This window comes from Citrobacter sp. NCU1, from assembly GCF_010231475.1.
Lineage (GTDB): Bacteria > Pseudomonadota > Gammaproteobacteria > Enterobacterales > Enterobacteriaceae > Citrobacter_D.
The window spans coordinates 1-18,546 of record NZ_NRDO01000009.1; the positions used below are offsets into that span (position 1 = coordinate 1).

Here is an 18,546-nt window from a genome sequence, read left to right on the forward strand (position 1 = left end):
CATAAACCCCGCATCCAGTGCACAACAAAATCAGCGAGTTGCTGAACGTCATTGATATCTAATGCCGGGACATTAATCGTTAACGGCACATCGCTGGCGACGGCAATCACGTGCGCGTCAGTAACCAGCTCTTTATAACCACAAGCCATACTGTTGCTTATGCTGTAAACTAAGCGCGATTTTGCATCAGGAAAGCGTCTATGAATCACTCCCTTAAACCCTGGAATACCTTCGGTATTGAACAATGCGCCAACGTAATTGTTTGTGCCGAAAATGAACAACAAGTACTGAACGCATGGCAATTAGCTAACTCACTTGGTCATCCGGTATTGATACTGGGTGAGGGGAGTAATGTGCTTTTCCTTGAACCTTTCCGGGGCACGGTGATCATTAACCGTATCAAGGGAATTTCAGTGACGGAAAAAACGGATGCGTGGCACTTACATGTCGGTGCGGGTGAAAACTGGCATCATTTGGTGCAGTACTCTCTTCAGCAGGGAATGCCTGGTCTGGAAAATTTGGCGCTTATTCCCGGCTGTGTTGGTTCATCTCCTATCCAGAATATCGGCGCTTATGGTGTAGAGCTACAACGTGTCTGCGAATATGTCGACTGTGTTGAATTGTTAACAGGCAAATATCTGCGCGTCAGTGCTGAAGAATGCCGTTTTGGTTACCGCGACAGTATTTTCAAACATGAATATCAGGATCGTTTCGCGATTGTCGCAGTGGGGCTGTGCTTACCTAAACATTGGCAACCGGTACTGACTTACGGAACTCTCACGCGTCTGGATCCTGCAACGGCCACACCCCAACAAGTTTATGATTCTGTCTGCCATATGCGTACAACAAAGTTGCCCGATCCGAAAGTGAATGGTAATGCAGGTAGTTTCTTTAAAAACCCAGTTGTAGCAACTGAGATTGCACAGGCGCTGCTGTCAAAATTCCCAGAAGCACCACATTATCCGCAAGCGGATGGTTCGGTAAAACTGGCTGCAGGCTGGCTCATCGATCAGTGTCAATTGAAAGGTGTGAGCATCGGCGGCGCTGCGGTACACCGCCAGCAGGCACTGGTGCTGATCAATGCTGATAATGCGACAAGTGAAGACGTTGTGCGGCTTGCTCGCCTTGTGCGTGAGAAAGTTGGTGGAAAATTTAATGTCTGGCTTGAGCCAGAGGTTCGCTTCATTGGGTCTGCTGGTGAGATAAACGCTGTGGAGGCCATTGCATGAAGGATAATACGGTTCCCCTGACGCTTATTTCGTTATTGGCCGATGGTGAGTTTCATTCCGGTGAGCAACTGGGTGAAAAGCTTGGAATGAGTCGCGCGGCAATTAACAAGCATATCCAGACGTTACGCGACTGGGGTGTGGATGTGTTTACCGTTCCAGGCAAAGGATACAGCTTACCGGAGCCGATACAGTTACTGGATGCTTCTCGCATTCTTAGCCAACTGGATGGCGGCAATGTTTCAGTACTGCCCGTAATAGATTCGACTAATCAGTACTTACTGGACCGTATCGGCCAACTGAATTCTGGTGATGCCTGTGTGGCAGAATACCAGCAGGCAGGTCGTGGCCGGCGTGGGCGCAAATGGTTTTCACCGTTTGGCGCCAATCTGTACCTCTCCATGTTCTGGCGCCTGGAACAAGGCCCGGCAGCGGCTATTGGCCTGAGTCTGGTCATTGGTATCGTCATGGCAGAGGTGTTGCGTGATCTGGGGGCTGATAAAGTGCGGGTGAAATGGCCAAACGACCTTTATCTGCTGGATCGGAAACTTGCCGGTATCCTTGTCGAGTTAACAGGAAAAACAGGCGATGCTGCGCAAATTGTCATCGGCGCAGGGATCAACATGGCGATGCGTCGTGTTGAAGAAGGGATTGTGAATCAGGGATGGATTAACCTTCAGGAAGCCGGGATTACTCTCGACCGCAATACACTGGCTGCGAGACTCATTAGAGAACTTCGCGCCGCGCTGGAATTATTTGAACATGAAGGTTTGGCCCCTTATCTGTCCCGCTGGGAAAAGCTGGATAACTTTATTAATCGACCTGTGAAGTTGATCATCGGTGATAAAGAAGTATTTGGAATTTCCCGAGGAATAGATACTCAGGGAGCATTACTGCTTGAACAGGATGGTGAAATTAAATCCTGGATGGGCGGGGAAATATCGCTGAGAAGCGCAGAATAATAACAAGGGGAGTTATGGCTCCCCTGTTAAATTATTTTCTCAACCGTACTTGTTCAACGGCGTGATTGGCACTTTTCGTCATGATAAGACTGGCGCGCTCACGGGTTGGTAAAATATTTTGCTTTAAATTCAACCAGTTGATTTCTTTCCATAGTGATGTTGCAGTATTGATAGCTTCATCTTTAGATAATTTTGCATAGTTATGGAAATAGGAATCTGGATCGGTAAACGCCCCTTCGCGGAACTTAAGGAAGCGGTTGATATACCACGTTTGAAGTAATTCTTCAGGTGCGTCTACATAGATAGAGAAGTCGACAAAATCAGAAACAAATACATGATGCGGATCGTGCGGATAATCCATTCCGCTTTGTAATACATTTAATCCTTCAAGAATCAATATATCAGGTTGTGCAACCGTCTTATCACCATCCGGGATCACATCATAAATTAAATGTGAGTAGACCGGGGCCGTGACGTTTGGTACGCCTGATTTGAGATCAGAAACGAATTGCACCAGACGACGCATGTCGTAAGACTCAGGGAATCCTTTCTTCTTCATCAAGTCGCGATCTTTTAAAACCTGATTAGGATAAAGGAAACCATCAGTCGTAATTAATTCAACGCGGCGGTGCTCGGGCCAGCGACTTAGTAGTGCTTGCAGGACACGCGCAGTGGTGCTTTTGCCAACAGCAACGCTACCCGCAATGCTAATGATGTAGGGAATGCGCTGACCGTTAGTACCTAAAAATTGCTCCAGAACAGCCTGACGACGCAGGTTTGAACTGATGTAAAAATTGAGCAAGCGTGAAAGAGGCAAATAGATCTCGGCAACTTCTTCCAGCGACAAATCTTCATTAATACCTTTGAGTCGCGCAACCTCATCCTCTGCCAACGTCATTGGCACGGAATCACGGAGTGCAGCCCATTGGTTGCGATCAAACTGTAGGTAAGGCGTCATTAACGTTTGCTCTTTTATACTCATAAGCATGTTTCTGACTGTCATTGCTCTATCAGGTCAACGATAAAAGGCGAATCATCCCCGGCATGCAATGGCACGTCACATTTCAGTTAATTTGGACAATGGGCAGGAGGGTAACACCAGATGGGAGGGAATAATAAGAAAAAATATCTCATGAGAAACTTTAGCTGAGGGGCAATGTGGTGAATAAACACTATGCATAAGATACAAGTTCTCTTCGTGAGTGATGCTAAACAGCGTTGATAACGGTGGCTGTCGCTGAAAAAATGTACATGATGAAATGAAAATCGACTATTTATCGGCCTTGTAGTGCAAAATGTGAGCGATAGAACATTTTATGCAATTTTTTAGTTGCATGAGTGCGAATGTCTCCATAAAATGCGCGCTACTTGATGCCGACTTAGCTCAGTAGGTAGAGCAACTGACTTGTAATCAGTAGGTCACCAGTTCGATTCCGGTAGTCGGCACCATCAAGTCCGGTGGGGTTCCCGAGCGGCCAAAGGGAGCAGACTGTAAATCTGCCGTCACAGACTTCGAAGGTTCGAATCCTTCCCCCACCACCACTTTCTGGCAGCGTTTTCGCCGCCTGGGTTGGTTAAAAAATTAATCAGCTCAAAACATAAAAAGAGAGCAATCTCTTTTTTGTTACAGAAAGAACTGGGTAGCCGAGTTTCAGGATGCGGGCATCGTATAATGGCTATTACCTCAGCCTTCCAAGCTGATGATGCGGGTTCGATTCCCGCTGCCCGCTCCAAGACGTGCTGATATGGCTCAGTTGGTAGAGCGCACCCTTGGTAAGGGTGAGGTCCCCAGTTCGACTCTGGGTATCAGCACCACTTCACTTCTCCTTCCCGTTTCTCTCTGTTTACCGTTAAAAATATTCAACATTTCAGGCATGCCGCCTGGTTGATGTGGTGATATCACCGATTTATCCGTGTCTTAGAGGGACAATCGATGTCTAAAGAAAAGTTTGAACGTACAAAACCGCACGTTAACGTCGGTACTATCGGCCACGTTGACCATGGTAAAACAACGCTGACCGCTGCAATCACTACCGTACTGGCTAAAACCTACGGCGGTGCTGCTCGCGCATTCGACCAGATCGATAACGCGCCGGAAGAAAAAGCTCGTGGTATCACCATCAACACTTCTCACGTTGAATATGACACCCCGACTCGCCACTACGCACACGTAGACTGCCCGGGCCACGCCGACTATGTTAAAAACATGATCACCGGTGCTGCGCAGATGGACGGCGCGATCCTGGTTGTTGCTGCGACTGACGGCCCGATGCCGCAGACTCGTGAGCACATCCTGCTGGGTCGTCAGGTAGGCGTTCCGTACATCATCGTGTTCCTGAACAAATGTGACATGGTTGATGACGAAGAGCTGCTGGAACTGGTAGAAATGGAAGTTCGTGAACTTCTGTCCCAGTACGATTTCCCGGGCGACGACACGCCGATCGTTCGTGGTTCTGCTCTGAAAGCGCTGGAAGGCGACGCTGAGTGGGAAGCGAAAATCATCGAACTGGCTGGCTTCCTGGATTCTTACATCCCGGAACCAGAGCGTGCGATTGACAAGCCGTTCCTGCTGCCTATCGAAGACGTATTCTCCATCTCCGGTCGTGGTACCGTTGTTACTGGTCGTGTAGAGCGCGGTATCATCAAAGTGGGCGAAGAAGTTGAAATCGTTGGTATCAAAGAGACTGCCAAGTCTACCTGTACTGGCGTTGAAATGTTCCGCAAACTGCTGGACGAAGGCCGTGCGGGTGAGAACGTTGGTGTTCTGCTGCGTGGTATCAAACGTGAAGAAATCGAACGTGGTCAGGTACTGGCTAAGCCGGGCACCATCAAGCCGCACACCCAGTTCGAATCTGAAGTTTATATCCTGTCCAAAGACGAAGGCGGCCGTCATACTCCGTTCTTCAAAGGCTACCGTCCGCAGTTCTACTTCCGTACAACTGACGTGACTGGCACCATCGAACTGCCGGAAGGCGTAGAGATGGTCATGCCGGGCGACAACATCAAAATGGTTGTTACCCTGATTCACCCGATCGCGATGGACGACGGTCTGCGTTTCGCAATCCGTGAAGGCGGTCGTACCGTTGGTGCGGGCGTGGTTGCTAAAGTTATCAGCTAATCGCTGATATCATTTGACGCAATGCGCAATAAAAGGGCATCATTTGATGCCCTTTTTGCACGCTTTCGAACCAGAACCTGGCTCATCAGTGATTTTTTTTGTCATAATCATTGCTGAGACAGGCTCTGTAGAGGGCGTTTAGTCCGAAACTCACCAGAGCATTTCGGTTTGGATTGCCTCGCTTACGCGGGGTGAAAATGTTTGTAGAATACTTCTGACAGGTTGGTTTATGAGTGCGAATACCGAAGCTCAAGGAAGCGGGCGCGGCCTGGAAGCGATGAAGTGGGTGGCTGTAGCTTTATTGCTGCTTGTGGCTATCGTTGGCAACTACCTTTATCGTGACATGATGCTGCCGCTGCGTGCGCTGGCCGTAGTGATTTTGATTGCCGCAGCGGGTGGTGTTGCGCTGTTGACGACAAAAGGTAAAGCGACGGTTGCTTTTGCCCGTGAAGCGCGTACTGAAGTCCGTAAGGTCATTTGGCCGACTCGCCAGGAAACGTTGCACACCACACTGATTGTGGCTGCGGTTACCGCAGTAATGTCACTAATCTTGTGGGGACTGGATGGTATTCTGGTCCGCCTGGTATCCTTTATCACTGGCCTGAGGTTCTGAGATGTCTGAAGCTCCTAAAAAGCGCTGGTACGTCGTTCAGGCGTTTTCCGGTTTTGAAGGCCGCGTAGCGACGTCGCTGCGCGAGCATATCAAATTACACAATATGGAAGAGTTGTTTGGTGAAGTCATGGTGCCGACCGAAGAAGTGGTCGAAATCCGTGGTGGCCAGCGTCGCAAAAGCGAGCGCAAATTCTTCCCGGGCTACGTACTGGTCCAGATGGTAATGAACGACGCAAGCTGGCACCTGGTGCGCAGCGTACCGCGTGTGATGGGCTTCATCGGTGGTACTTCCGACCGTCCGGCACCAATCAGCGATAAAGAAGTCGATGCGATTATGAACCGCCTGCAGCAGGTGGGTGATAAGCCGCGTCCGAAAACGCTGTTTGAACCGGGTGAGATGGTTCGTGTTAACGATGGTCCGTTTGCTGACTTTAACGGTGTAGTTGAAGAAGTCGACTACGAGAAGTCTCGCCTGAAAGTTTCCGTTTCTATCTTCGGTCGTGCGACCCCGGTAGAACTGGACTTTGCTCAGGTAGAAAAAGCCTAAGCAGCGATCAAAAAAGCGACGATTTAATCGTTGCACAAGGCGCGAGATTGGAATACAATTTCGCGCCTTTTGTTTTTATGGATTCCATCCGTAAAACGAATTTTATCACGGGGAGCCTCTTTGAGGCGCTATAACCCAATCAGAGGAATTTAGAATGGCTAAGAAAGTACAAGCCTATGTCAAGCTGCAGGTTGCAGCTGGTATGGCTAACCCGAGTCCGCCGGTAGGTCCAGCACTGGGTCAACAAGGCGTGAACATCATGGAATTCTGTAAAGCGTTCAACGCAAAAACTGATTCCATGGAAAAAGGTCTGCCGATCCCGGTTGTTATTACCGTTTACGCTGACCGTTCTTTCACTTTCGTTACCAAAACGCCTCCGGCAGCAGTACTGCTGAAGAAAGCGGCTGGTATCAAGTCTGGTTCCGGTAAGCCGAACAAAGACAAAGTGGGTAAAATTTCCCGCGCTCAGCTGCAGGAAATCGCGCAGACCAAAGCTGCCGACATGACTGGTTCCGACATTGAAGCGATGACTCGCTCCATTGAAGGTACTGCACGTTCCATGGGCCTGGTAGTGGAGGATTAAGAAATGGCTAAACTGACCAAGCGTATGCGCGTGATCCGTGACAAAGTTGATGCAACTAAACAGTACGACATCAACGAAGCTATTGCTCTGCTGAAAGAGCTGGCCACTGCTAAATTCGTAGAAAGCGTGGACGTTGCCGTTAACCTCGGCATCGATGCTCGTAAATCTGACCAGAACGTACGTGGTGCAACTGTACTGCCGCACGGTACTGGCCGTTCCGTTCGCGTAGCTGTATTTACCCAGGGTGCAAACGCTGAAGCTGCTAAAGCTGCAGGTGCTGAACTGGTAGGTATGGAAGATCTGGCTGACCAGATCAAGAAAGGCGAAATGAACTTTGACGTTGTTATTGCTTCCCCGGATGCAATGCGCGTTGTTGGCCAGCTGGGCCAGGTTCTGGGTCCGCGCGGCCTGATGCCAAACCCGAAAGTTGGTACTGTAACTCCTAACGTTGCTGAAGCTGTTAAGAACGCTAAAGCAGGTCAGGTTCGTTACCGTAACGACAAAAACGGCATCATCCACACCACCATCGGTAAAGTGGATTTTGACGCTGACAAACTGAAAGAAAACCTGGAATCTCTGCTGGTTGCGCTGAAAAAAGCAAAACCGACTCAGGCGAAAGGCGTGTACATCAAGAAAGTTAGCCTCTCCACCACCATGGGTGCTGGTGTTGCCGTTGATCAAGCTGGTCTGAGCGCTTCTGCGAACTAAGATTAGCTTTACGTGGGCGGTGGATTTGTCTACAATTCTACCCCCACGTTTGTTAACGAAAGTTAGCAGATAAAAAGATTTGTTCGTTGGAGCCTGGCCTAATCCAGGCCTCCGTCGAAGACCGCAGGTGTTTCGCAAGAAACTTAATGCCCTGCGTAGACGGTGACAGAACGCTAAGATTATTTCTGATACTCTGGCTTGTTTCTGCTCACCGTATTTAGACGCTCTGTCCGTTGGGAAGAGTGAAGTGAGTTCCGGAACATGAGTTCCGGCAAACATCCAGGAGCAAAGCTAATGGCTTTAAATCTTCAAGACAAACAAGCGATTGTTGCTGAAGTCAGCGAAGTAGCCAAAGGCGCGCTGTCTGCAGTAGTTGCGGATTCCCGTGGCGTAACTGTAGACAAAATGACTGAACTGCGTAAAGCAGGTCGCGAAGCCGGCGTATACATGCGTGTTGTTCGTAACACCCTGCTGCGCCGTGTTGTTGAAGGTACTCAGTTTGAGTGCCTGAAAGACGCGTTCGTTGGTCCGACCCTGATTGCATATTCTATGGAACACCCGGGCGCAGCTGCTCGTCTGTTCAAAGATTTCGCGAAAGCGAATGCAAAATTTGAGGTCAAAGCCGCAGCCTTTGAAGGTGAATTGATCCCGGCATCGCAAATCGATCGCCTGGCAACTCTGCCGACCTACGAAGAAGCAATTGCACGCCTGATGGCAACCATGAAAGAAGCTTCGGCTGGCAAACTGGTTCGCACTCTGGCTGCTGTTCGCGATGCGAAAGAAGCTGCTTAATCGCAGTTATCTTTATCAAGCATCTGCTTACGTATAAACTTATTCTGATTTTCAGGAACAATTTAAATGTCTATCACTAAAGATCAAATCATTGAAGCAGTATCCGCTATGTCTGTAATGGACGTTGTAGAACTGATTTCTGCAATGGAAGAAAAATTCGGTGTTTCCGCTGCTGCTGCTGTAGCTGTAGCTGCTGGCCCGGCTGAAGTTGCTGAAGAAAAAACTGAATTCGACGTAATTCTGAAAGCTGCTGGCGCTAACAAAGTTGCTGTTATCAAAGCAGTACGTAGCGCAACTGGCCTGGGTCTGAAAGAAGCTAAAGACCTGGTAGAATCTGCTCCGGCCGCTCTGAAAGAAGGCGTGAGCAAAGATGACGCTGAAGCACTGAAAAAATCTCTGGAAGAAGCTGGCGCTGAAGTTGAAGTTAAATAAGCCAACTTTTCTGGTTGCAGCCTGAGAGATTAGGCTGATGGCTGGTGACTTTTTAGTCACCAGCCTTTTTGCGCTGTAAGGTGCCAGTAGCGTTTCACACTGTTTGACTACTGTTGTGCCTTTCAATGCTTGTTTCTATCGACGACTTAATATACTGCGACAGGGTGCTCGCTCTGTGTAAATCGCAACGAAATGATTTAAGCGTGATAGCAACAGGCATTGCGGAAAGTATTCAATTTTCCGATCAACAAAATAGTGTTGCACAAACTGTCCCTTCGTCGGACAGATGGGTCGACTTGTCAGCGAGCTGAGGAACCCTATGGTTTACTCCTATACCGAGAAAAAACGTATTCGTAAGGATTTTGGTAAACGTCCACAAGTTTTGGACATACCTTATCTCCTTTCTATCCAGCTTGACTCGTTTCAGAAGTTTATCGAGCAAGATCCTGAAGGGCAGTATGGTCTGGAAGCAGCCTTCCGTTCCGTGTTCCCGATTCAGAGCTACAGCGGTAATTCCGAGCTGCAATACGTCAGCTACCGCCTTGGCGAACCGGTGTTTGACGTTCAGGAATGTCAGATCCGTGGCGTGACCTATTCCGCACCGCTGCGCGTCAAACTGCGTCTGGTGATCTACGAGCGCGAAGCGCCGGAAGGCACCGTAAAAGACATTAAAGAACAAGAAGTCTACATGGGCGAAATCCCGCTCATGACTGACAACGGTACCTTTGTTATCAACGGTACTGAGCGTGTTATCGTTTCTCAGTTGCACCGTAGTCCAGGCGTCTTCTTTGACTCCGACAAAGGTAAAACCCACTCTTCGGGTAAAGTACTGTATAACGCGCGTATCATCCCTTACCGCGGTTCCTGGCTGGACTTCGAATTCGATCCGAAGGACAACCTGTTCGTACGTATCGACCGTCGCCGCAAACTGCCTGCGACCATTATTCTGCGTGCGCTGAACTACACCACTGAGCAGATCCTTGACCTGTTCTTTGAGAAAGTTGTTTTCGAAATTCGCGACAACAAGCTGCAGATGGAACTGGTGCCGGAACGCCTGCGTGGCGAGACTGCATCTTTTGACATCGAAGCTAACGGCAAAGTGTACGTCGAAAAAGGCCGTCGTATTACTGCGCGCCACATTCGCCAACTGGAAAAAGACGATATCAAACATATCGAAGTTCCGGTTGAGTACATTGCTGGCAAAGTGGCATCTAAAGACTACGTTGACGAATCTACTGGCGAGCTGATCTGCGCAGCGAACATGGAGCTGAGCCTGGATCTGCTGGCTAAGCTGAGCCAGTCCGGCCACAAACGTATCGAAACGCTGTTCACCAACGATCTGGATCACGGTCCGTACATCTCTGAAACGGTACGCGTCGACCCAACCAACGATCGTCTGAGCGCGCTGGTAGAAATCTACCGCATGATGCGCCCGGGTGAGCCGCCGACTCGTGAAGCAGCTGAAAGCCTGTTTGAGAACCTGTTCTTCTCCGAAGACCGCTATGACCTGTCTGCAGTGGGTCGTATGAAGTTCAACCGTTCTCTGCTGCGCGACGAAATCGAAGGTTCCGGTATCCTGAGCAAAGACGACATCATTGATGTGATGAAGAAGCTCATCGATATCCGTAACGGTAAAGGCGAAGTCGATGATATCGACCACCTCGGCAACCGTCGTATCCGTTCCGTCGGCGAAATGGCGGAAAACCAGTTCCGCGTTGGCCTGGTACGTGTAGAGCGTGCGGTGAAAGAGCGTCTGTCTCTGGGCGATCTGGATACCCTGATGCCTCAGGATATGATCAACGCCAAGCCGATTTCCGCAGCAGTGAAAGAGTTCTTCGGTTCCAGCCAGCTGTCTCAGTTTATGGACCAGAACAACCCGCTGTCTGAGATTACGCACAAACGTCGTATCTCTGCACTCGGCCCAGGCGGTCTGACCCGTGAACGCGCAGGCTTTGAAGTTCGAGACGTACACCCGACTCACTACGGTCGCGTATGTCCAATCGAAACGCCTGAAGGTCCGAACATCGGTCTGATCAACTCCCTGTCCGTATACGCACAGACTAACGAATATGGCTTCCTCGAGACGCCGTACCGTCGTGTTGTTGATGGCGTGGTGACTGACGAAATTCATTACCTGTCTGCTATTGAAGAAGGCAACTTCGTTATCGCCCAGGCGAACTCCAACCTGGATGACGAAGGGCATTTTGTAGAAGATCTGGTTACCTGCCGTAGCAAAGGCGAATCCAGCTTGTTCAGCCGTGACCAGGTTGACTACATGGACGTATCCACTCAGCAGGTGGTATCCGTCGGTGCGTCCCTGATCCCGTTCCTGGAACACGATGACGCCAACCGTGCATTGATGGGTGCGAACATGCAACGTCAGGCGGTTCCGACTCTGCGCGCTGATAAGCCGCTGGTAGGTACCGGTATGGAACGTGCTGTTGCCGTTGACTCCGGTGTAACTGCGGTGGCTAAACGTGGCGGTACCGTTCAGTACGTGGATGCTTCCCGTATCGTTATCAAAGTTAACGAAGACGAGATGTATCCGGGCGAAGCAGGTATCGACATCTATAACCTGACCAAATACACCCGTTCTAACCAGAACACCTGCATCAACCAGATGCCGTGTGTGTCTCTGGGTGAGCCGGTTGAACGTGGTGATGTGCTGGCAGACGGCCCGTCCACTGACCTCGGTGAACTGGCGCTCGGTCAGAACATGCGCGTAGCGTTCATGCCGTGGAACGGTTACAACTTCGAAGACTCCATCCTCGTTTCCGAGCGTGTTGTTCAGGAAGACCGTTTCACCACTATCCACATTCAGGAACTGGCATGTGTGTCCCGTGACACCAAGCTGGGGCCAGAAGAGATCACCGCTGACATCCCGAACGTGGGTGAGGCTGCGCTCTCCAAACTGGATGAGTCCGGTATCGTTTATATCGGCGCAGAAGTGACCGGTGGCGACATTCTGGTAGGTAAAGTAACGCCGAAAGGTGAGACTCAACTGACCCCGGAAGAGAAGCTGCTGCGTGCGATCTTCGGTGAGAAAGCGTCTGACGTTAAAGACTCTTCTCTGCGCGTACCAAACGGTGTTTCCGGTACGATCATCGACGTTCAGGTCTTTACTCGCGATGGCGTAGAAAAAGACAAACGTGCGCTGGAGATCGAAGAGATGCAGCTGAAGCAGGCTAAGAAAGACCTGTCTGAAGAACTGCAGATCCTCGAAGCTGGTCTGTTTAGCCGTATCTATGCAGTGCTGGTCTCCGGTGGCGTTGAAGCTGAGAAGCTCGACAAACTGCCGCGCGATCGCTGGCTGGAACTGGGCCTGACCGACGAAGAAAAACAGAATCAGCTGGAACAGCTGGCTGAGCAGTACGACGAACTGAAACACGAGTTCGAGAAAAAACTCGAAGCGAAACGCCGTAAAATCACCCAGGGCGACGATCTGGCACCGGGCGTGCTGAAGATCGTTAAGGTTTATCTGGCGGTTAAACGTCGGATCCAGCCTGGTGATAAGATGGCAGGTCGTCACGGTAACAAGGGTGTAATTTCTAAGATCAACCCGATCGAAGATATGCCTCATGATGCTAACGGTACGCCGGTAGACATCGTGCTGAACCCGCTGGGTGTACCGTCTCGTATGAACATCGGTCAGATTCTGGAAACCCACCTGGGTATGGCTGCGAAAGGCATTGGCGATAAGATCAACGCCATGCTGAAACAGCAGCAGGAAGTCGCGAAACTGCGCGAGTTCATCCAGCGTGCGTACGATCTGGGCGCTGACGTTCGTCAGAAAGTTGACCTGAATACCTTCAGCGATGAAGAAGTTCTGCGTCTGGCTGAAAACCTGAAAAAAGGGATGCCGATCGCAACGCCGGTCTTCGACGGTGCGAAAGAGTCTGAAATCAAGGAACTGTTACAGCTGGGTGGCCTGCCGACTTCCGGTCAGATCACACTGTTCGACGGTCGTACCGGTGAGCAATTCGAGCGCCAGGTTACCGTTGGCTACATGTACATGCTGAAACTGAACCACCTGGTTGATGACAAGATGCATGCGCGTTCTACCGGTTCTTACAGCCTGGTTACTCAGCAGCCGCTGGGTGGTAAGGCGCAGTTCGGTGGTCAGCGCTTCGGGGAGATGGAAGTGTGGGCGCTGGAAGCTTATGGCGCGGCATACACCCTGCAGGAAATGCTCACTGTTAAGTCTGATGACGTGAACGGTCGTACCAAGATGTATAAAAACATCGTGGACGGCAACCATCAGATGGAGCCGGGCATGCCAGAATCCTTCAACGTACTGTTGAAAGAGATTCGTTCGCTGGGTATCAACATCGAGCTGGAAGACGAGTAACTCTCGCTCAAACAGGTCACTGGTGCTGGCGTAAAAGCCAGCACCAGATTGTGCTAACTCCGACGGGAGCAAATCCGTGAAAGACTTATTAAAGTTTCTGAAAGCGCAAACTAAAACCGAAGAGTTTGATGCGATCAAAATTGCTCTGGCCTCGCCAGACATGATCCGTTCATGGTCTTTTGGTGAAGTTAAGAAGCCAGAAACCATCAACTACCGTACGTTCAAGCCTGAGCGTGACGGCCTTTTCTGCGCCCGTATTTTTGGGCCGGTAAAAGACTACGAGTGCCTGTGCGGTAAGTACAAGCGCCTGAAACACCGTGGTGTGATCTGTGAGAAGTGCGGCGTTGAAGTGACCCAGACTAAAGTACGCCGTGAGCGTATGGGCCACATTGAGCTGGCGTCTCCGACTGCGCACATTTGGTTCCTGAAATCTCTGCCGTCCCGTATCGGCCTGCTGCTCGATATGCCGCTGCGCGATATCGAACGCGTACTGTACTTCGAATCCTATGTGGTTATCGAAGGCGGTATGACCAACCTGGAACGCCAGCAGATCCTGACTGAAGAACAGTATCTGGATGCGCTGGAAGAGTTCGGTGACGAATTCGATGCGAAGATGGGTGCAGAAGCTATTCAGGCCCTGCTGAAGAGCATGGATCTGGAGCAAGAGTGTGAAACTCTGCGTGAAGAGCTGAACGAAACCAACTCCGAAACCAAGCGTAAGAAGCTGACCAAGCGTATCAAACTGCTGGAAGCGTTCGTTCAGTCTGGCAACAAGCCGGAGTGGATGATCCTGACCGTTCTGCCGGTTCTGCCGCCAGATCTGCGTCCGCTGGTTCCGCTGGATGGTGGTCGTTTCGCAACGTCGGATCTGAACGATCTGTACCGTCGCGTTATTAACCGTAACAACCGCCTGAAACGTCTGCTGGATCTGGCTGCGCCGGACATCATCGTACGCAACGAAAAACGTATGCTGCAGGAAGCGGTTGACGCCCTGCTGGATAACGGTCGTCGCGGTCGTGCGATCACCGGTTCTAACAAACGTCCTCTGAAATCTTTGGCCGACATGATCAAAGGTAAACAGGGTCGTTTCCGTCAGAACCTGCTCGGTAAGCGTGTTGACTACTCCGGTCGTTCTGTAATCACCGTAGGTCCATACCTGCGTCTGCATCAGTGCGGTCTGCCGAAGAAAATGGCGCTGGAGCTGTTCAAACCGTTCATCTACGGCAAGCTGGAACTGCGTGGCCTCGCCACCACCATCAAAGCCGCTAAGAAAATGGTTGAGCGTGAAGAAGCTGTCGTTTGGGATATCCTGGACGAAGTTATCCGCGAACACCCGGTACTGCTGAACCGTGCACCAACACTGCACCGTTTGGGTATCCAGGCATTTGAACCGGTACTGATCGAAGGTAAAGCTATCCAGCTGCACCCGCTGGTTTGTGCGGCATACAACGCCGACTTCGATGGTGACCAGATGGCTGTTCACGTACCGCTGACGCTGGAAGCCCAGCTCGAAGCGCGTGCGCTGATGATGTCTACTAACAACATCCTGTCTCCGGCGAACGGCGAACCTATCATCGTTCCGTCTCAGGACGTTGTATTGGGTCTGTACTACATGACCCGTGACTGTGTTAACGCCAAAGGCGAAGGCATGGTGCTGACTGGCCCGAAAGAAGCTGAGCGTATTTATCGCGCTGGCCTGGCCTCTCTGCATGCGCGCGTAAAAGTGCGTATCACTGAATACGAAAAAGATGCTAACGGCGAATTCGTTGCGAAAACCAGCCTGAAAGACACGACCGTTGGCCGTGCCATTCTGTGGATGATCGTACCGAAAGGTCTGCCTTTCTCCATCGTCAACCAGGCGCTGGGTAAGAAAGCTATCTCCAAAATGCTGAACACTTGTTACCGCATTCTGGGCCTGAAGCCGACCGTTATCTTCGCTGACCAGACCATGTACACCGGCTTTGCTTATGCAGCGCGTTCAGGTGCATCTGTTGGTATTGATGACATGGTCATCCCAGAGAAGAAACACGAGATCATCTCTGAAGCGGAAGCCGAAGTTGCTGAGATCCAGGAGCAGTTCCAGTCTGGTCTGGTTACCGCGGGCGAACGCTATAACAAAGTTATCGATATCTGGGCTGCGGCGAACGATCGTGTATCCAAAGCGATGATGGATAACCTGCAAACTGAAACCGTCATTAACCGTGAAGGTAAAGAAGAGCAGCAGGTGTCTTTCAACAGCATTTACATGATGGCCGACTCCGGTGCGCGTGGTTCTGCAGCACAGATTCGTCAGCTGGCAGGTATGCGTGGTCTGATGGCGAAGCCAGATGGCTCCATCATCGAAACGCCAATCACTGCGAACTTCCGTGAAGGTCTGAACGTACTCCAGTACTTCATCTCCACGCACGGTGCGCGTAAAGGTCTGGCGGATACCGCACTGAAAACAGCGAACTCCGGTTATCTGACGCGTCGTCTGGTTGACGTTGCCCAGGATCTGGTGGTTACCGAAGACGATTGCGGTACGCTGGAAGGTCTTGTCATGACCCCAGTTATCGAAGGTGGTGATGTTAAAGAGCCACTGCGCGATCGCGTTCTGGGTCGTGTGACTGCAGAAGACGTACTGAAGCCGGGTACGGCGGATATTCTGGTTCCTCGCAATACGCTGCTGCACGAACAGTGGTGTGACCTGCTGGAAGCGAACTCCGTTGACTCCGTCAAGGTACGTTCCGTTGTATCTTGTGACACCGACTTTGGTGTATGTGCGCACTGCTACGGTCGTGACCTGGCGCGTGGCCACATCATCAACAAAGGTGAAGCTATCGGCGTTATCGCGGCACAGTCCATCGGTGAGCCGGGTACACAGCTGACGATGCGTACGTTCCACATCGGTGGTGCGGCATCTCGTGCGGCGGCTGAATCCAGCATCCAGGTGAAAAATAAAGGTAGCATCCGTCTGAGCAACGCGAAGTCGGTTGTGAACTCCAGCGGTAAACTGGTTATCACCTCCCGTAACACCGAACTGAAACTGATCGACGAATTCGGTCGTACCAAAGAAAGCTATAAAGTGCCTTACGGCTCCGTTATGGCGAAAGGTGATGGCGAACAGGTTGCTGGCGGCGAAACCGTTGCAAACTGGGATCCGCACACCATGCCGGTTATCACCGAAGTGAGTGGTTTCGTCCGCTTCACTGACATGATCGACGGCCAGACCATTACTCGTCAGACCGACGAGCTGACCGGTCTGTCTTCTCTGGTGGTTCTGGATTCTGCTGAACGTACTACCGGTGGTAAAGATCTGCGTCCGGCACTGAAAATCGTTGATGCTCAGGGTAACGACGTTCTGATCCCTGGCACCGATATGCCTGCGCAGTACTTCCTGCCAGGTAAAGCGATTGTTCAACTGGAAGATGGCGTACAGATCAGTTCTGGTGACACCCTGGCGCGTGTACCGCAGGAATCTGGCGGTACCAAGGACATCACCGGTGGTCTGCCGCGCGTTGCGGATCTGTTCGAAGCACGTCGTCCGAAAGAGCCGGCAATCCTGGCGGAAATCAGCGGTATCATTTCCTTCGGTAAAGAAACCAAAGGGAAGCGTCGTCTGGTGATCACTCCGTTAGACGGCAGCGATCCGTACGAAGAGATGATTCCGAAATGGCGTCAGCTCAACGTATTCGAAGGTGAACGCGTAGAACGTGGTGATGTGGTTTCCGACGGTCCGGAAGCACCGCATGACATCCTGCGTCTTCGTGGCGTACACGCGGTAACGCGTTACATCACCAACGAAGTTCAGGACGTTTACCGTCTGCAAGGCGTTAAGATTAACGATAAACACATTGAAGTTATCGTTCGTCAGATGCTGCGTAAAGCAACCATCGAAAGTGCTGGTAGCTCCGACTTCCTGGAAGGCGAGCAGGTTGAATACTCCCGCGTCAAGATCGCCAACCGCGAACTGGAAGCGAACGGCAAAGTTGCGGCAACATATTCCCGCGACCTGCTGGGTATCACCAAAGCGTCTCTGGCAACCGAGTCCTTCATCTCTGCAGCATCGTTCCAGGAGACCACGCGTGTCCTGACCGAAGCAGCAGTGGCGGGCAAACGCGACGAACTGCGCGGTCTGAAAGAGAACGTTATCGTGGGTCGTCTGATCCCGGCCGGTACCGGTTATGCGTACCACCAGGATCGTATGCGCCGCCGTGCCGCTGGCGAATTGCCTGCAGCACCGCAGGTGACTGCTGAAGATGCGACTGCCAGCCTGGCAGAGCTGCTGAACGCAGGCCTGGGTGGTTCTGACAACGATTAATCGTTGATGGCCATAATAAAAAACCCGCTTCGGCGGGTTTTTTTACGGCTGTTGTTCGTACAGCCTAAAAGTGGGGTGCTAAAAACAAAAATGCCCGCAAAGCGCTGAGGAATCCCCAGTAATGGGCGGGTAAAAAAAGACAGGCATAGAGTTTTGTGATCTACTGATTTGTGCAACCAATTCAATGAGATCATCTCTATGCCTGCTTATCGAGTATGTCAGAGTTTCTTCCGCGATGCCTTAGCTCCGTTTCACAAATACCGACAAAAAGCCTTCCTGGATGCCCTTGCCGGGGCGGTAAACCCGGAGGCCAGAGTCATAATCATTACCGATGCGGGCTTCCAGAACGCATGGTTCCGGCATATCAGGTCACTCGGCTGGGATTTTATTGGTCGCGTCAGGGGGAATATCCAGATGCGGCTGAACAGCAAAGGCGAGTGCTGGTTCAGGCGTCAGGAATTACAGGCCAGCAGCAAACCGGAATATCTGGGGCCGGGTACGCTTGCGCGGGCAGAATATGCCCGGTGTGATGGTCATTTTTATCTGCACAGGAAAGAACCGAAAGGCCGGAAACACCGGCACTCAAGGTGCCGTATAAAACGGAAATCTCAGGCTCAGGACGGGCGTTCTTCAGCAAAAGAACCGTGGCTTATCTTCAGCAGCGCAGACGATTTTAAGCCACGTGAAATCATGAAGTTATACAGTCGTCGTATGCAGATAGAGCAGAACTTCCGGGATGAGAAAAGCGAACGCTTCGGGTTCGGACTACGGGCGAGTTACAGCCGTTCAGCGGGAAGAATGCTGGTGCTGAGTCTACTGGCAACGCTGAGTACAATAGCGCTGTGGCTTATTGGCTATCACGCTGAAAATAAAGGATTACATCTGAGATACCAGGCCAACAGTATTAAATCAAGGCG

12 protein-coding genes, 4 tRNA genes and 3 pseudogenes are annotated in these 18,546 nt (G+C 51.1%); 16 read left to right on the top strand and 3 right to left on the bottom strand.

Annotated elements, in window-relative coordinates; all coding sequences use genetic code 11:
• Positions 1-134: pseudogene (locus tag CJP72_RS04310) on the bottom strand (molybdopterin-guanine dinucleotide biosynthesis protein B); the annotation flags it as partial.
• Positions 135-200: 66 nt separating this feature from the next.
• Here CJP72_RS04310 and murB point away from each other — a divergent pair.
• Complete coding sequence (gene murB / locus CJP72_RS04315) at positions 201-1,229, top strand: UDP-N-acetylmuramate dehydrogenase (RefSeq protein ID WP_162379671.1); 1,029 nt, start codon at positions 201-203, stop codon at positions 1,227-1,229.
• Entirely contained in the window at positions 1,226-2,188 is a 963-nt protein-coding gene (gene birA, locus CJP72_RS04320; RefSeq protein ID WP_162379672.1) for a bifunctional biotin--[acetyl-CoA-carboxylase] ligase/biotin operon repressor BirA, read from the top strand. The genes murB and birA overlap by 4 nt, the downstream gene beginning before the upstream one ends.
• 31 nt (positions 2,189-2,219) lie before the next feature.
• On the opposite strand, the gene coaA is transcribed toward birA, so the two are convergent.
• Both coaA and CJP72_RS25395 read right to left on the bottom strand, forming a co-directional pair.
• On the bottom strand, positions 2,220-3,170 hold the full coding sequence (coaA, locus tag CJP72_RS04325; RefSeq protein ID WP_162379673.1) for a type I pantothenate kinase: 951 nt from the start codon (positions 3,168-3,170) through the stop codon (positions 2,220-2,222).
• A gap of 291 nt (positions 3,171-3,461) precedes the next feature.
• A pseudogene (locus CJP72_RS25395) lies at positions 3,462-3,542 on the bottom strand (hypothetical protein); the annotation flags it as partial.
• 19 nt (positions 3,543-3,561) lie between these two features.
• Between CJP72_RS25395 and CJP72_RS04330 the strand changes: the two are divergent.
• The 14 genes and pseudogenes from CJP72_RS04330 to CJP72_RS04395 all read left to right on the top strand — a co-directional run.
• Positions 3,562-3,637 (top strand) — tRNA-Thr (locus CJP72_RS04330).
• An 8-nt stretch (positions 3,638-3,645) separates the two neighbouring features.
• A tRNA-Tyr gene (locus CJP72_RS04335) sits at positions 3,646-3,730 on the top strand.
• A 116-nt stretch (positions 3,731-3,846) separates the two neighbouring features.
• Positions 3,847-3,921, top strand: a tRNA-Gly gene (locus tag CJP72_RS04340).
• 6 nt (positions 3,922-3,927) lie between these two features.
• Positions 3,928-4,003: transfer RNA gene (locus tag CJP72_RS04345), tRNA-Thr, on the top strand.
• A gap of 118 nt (positions 4,004-4,121) precedes the next feature.
• Positions 4,122-5,306, top strand: coding sequence for an elongation factor Tu (tuf, locus tag CJP72_RS04350; RefSeq protein ID WP_162379674.1), 1,185 nt, complete (start codon positions 4,122-4,124; stop codon positions 5,304-5,306).
• 229 nt (positions 5,307-5,535) lie between these two features.
• Positions 5,536-5,919 (top strand): preprotein translocase subunit SecE, encoded by a 384-nt coding sequence (gene secE / locus CJP72_RS04355; RefSeq protein WP_162379675.1) that lies wholly within the window; start codon positions 5,536-5,538, stop codon positions 5,917-5,919.
• Between the two features lies 1 nt (position 5,920).
• A complete protein-coding gene (gene nusG / locus CJP72_RS04360; protein WP_003862341.1) occupies positions 5,921-6,466 on the top strand; it encodes a transcription termination/antitermination protein NusG in 546 nt (181 codons plus the stop codon).
• Positions 6,467-6,620: 154 nt separating this feature from the next.
• Complete coding sequence (gene rplK, locus CJP72_RS04365; protein WP_003033122.1) at positions 6,621-7,049, top strand: 50S ribosomal protein L11; 429 nt, start codon at positions 6,621-6,623, stop codon at positions 7,047-7,049.
• A 3-nt stretch (positions 7,050-7,052) separates the two neighbouring features.
• Positions 7,053-7,757, top strand: coding sequence for a 50S ribosomal protein L1 (gene rplA, locus CJP72_RS04370; RefSeq protein ID WP_162379676.1), 705 nt, complete (start codon positions 7,053-7,055; stop codon positions 7,755-7,757).
• Between the two features lie 294 nt (positions 7,758-8,051).
• Complete coding sequence (gene rplJ, locus CJP72_RS04375) at positions 8,052-8,549, top strand: 50S ribosomal protein L10 (RefSeq protein WP_007704673.1); 498 nt, start codon at positions 8,052-8,054, stop codon at positions 8,547-8,549.
• Positions 8,550-8,615: 66 nt separating this feature from the next.
• Entirely contained in the window at positions 8,616-8,981 is a 366-nt protein-coding gene (gene rplL, locus CJP72_RS04380; protein WP_162379677.1) for a 50S ribosomal protein L7/L12, read from the top strand.
• 319 nt (positions 8,982-9,300) lie between these two features.
• Complete coding sequence (rpoB, locus tag CJP72_RS04385) at positions 9,301-13,329, top strand: DNA-directed RNA polymerase subunit beta (RefSeq protein ID WP_162379678.1); 4,029 nt, start codon at positions 9,301-9,303, stop codon at positions 13,327-13,329.
• A gap of 76 nt (positions 13,330-13,405) precedes the next feature.
• Entirely contained in the window at positions 13,406-17,629 is a 4,224-nt protein-coding gene (rpoC, locus tag CJP72_RS04390) for a DNA-directed RNA polymerase subunit beta' (protein ID WP_162379679.1), read from the top strand.
• A 264-nt stretch (positions 17,630-17,893) separates the two neighbouring features.
• Positions 17,894-18,546, top strand: a pseudogene (locus tag CJP72_RS04395) (IS4 family transposase); the annotation flags it as partial.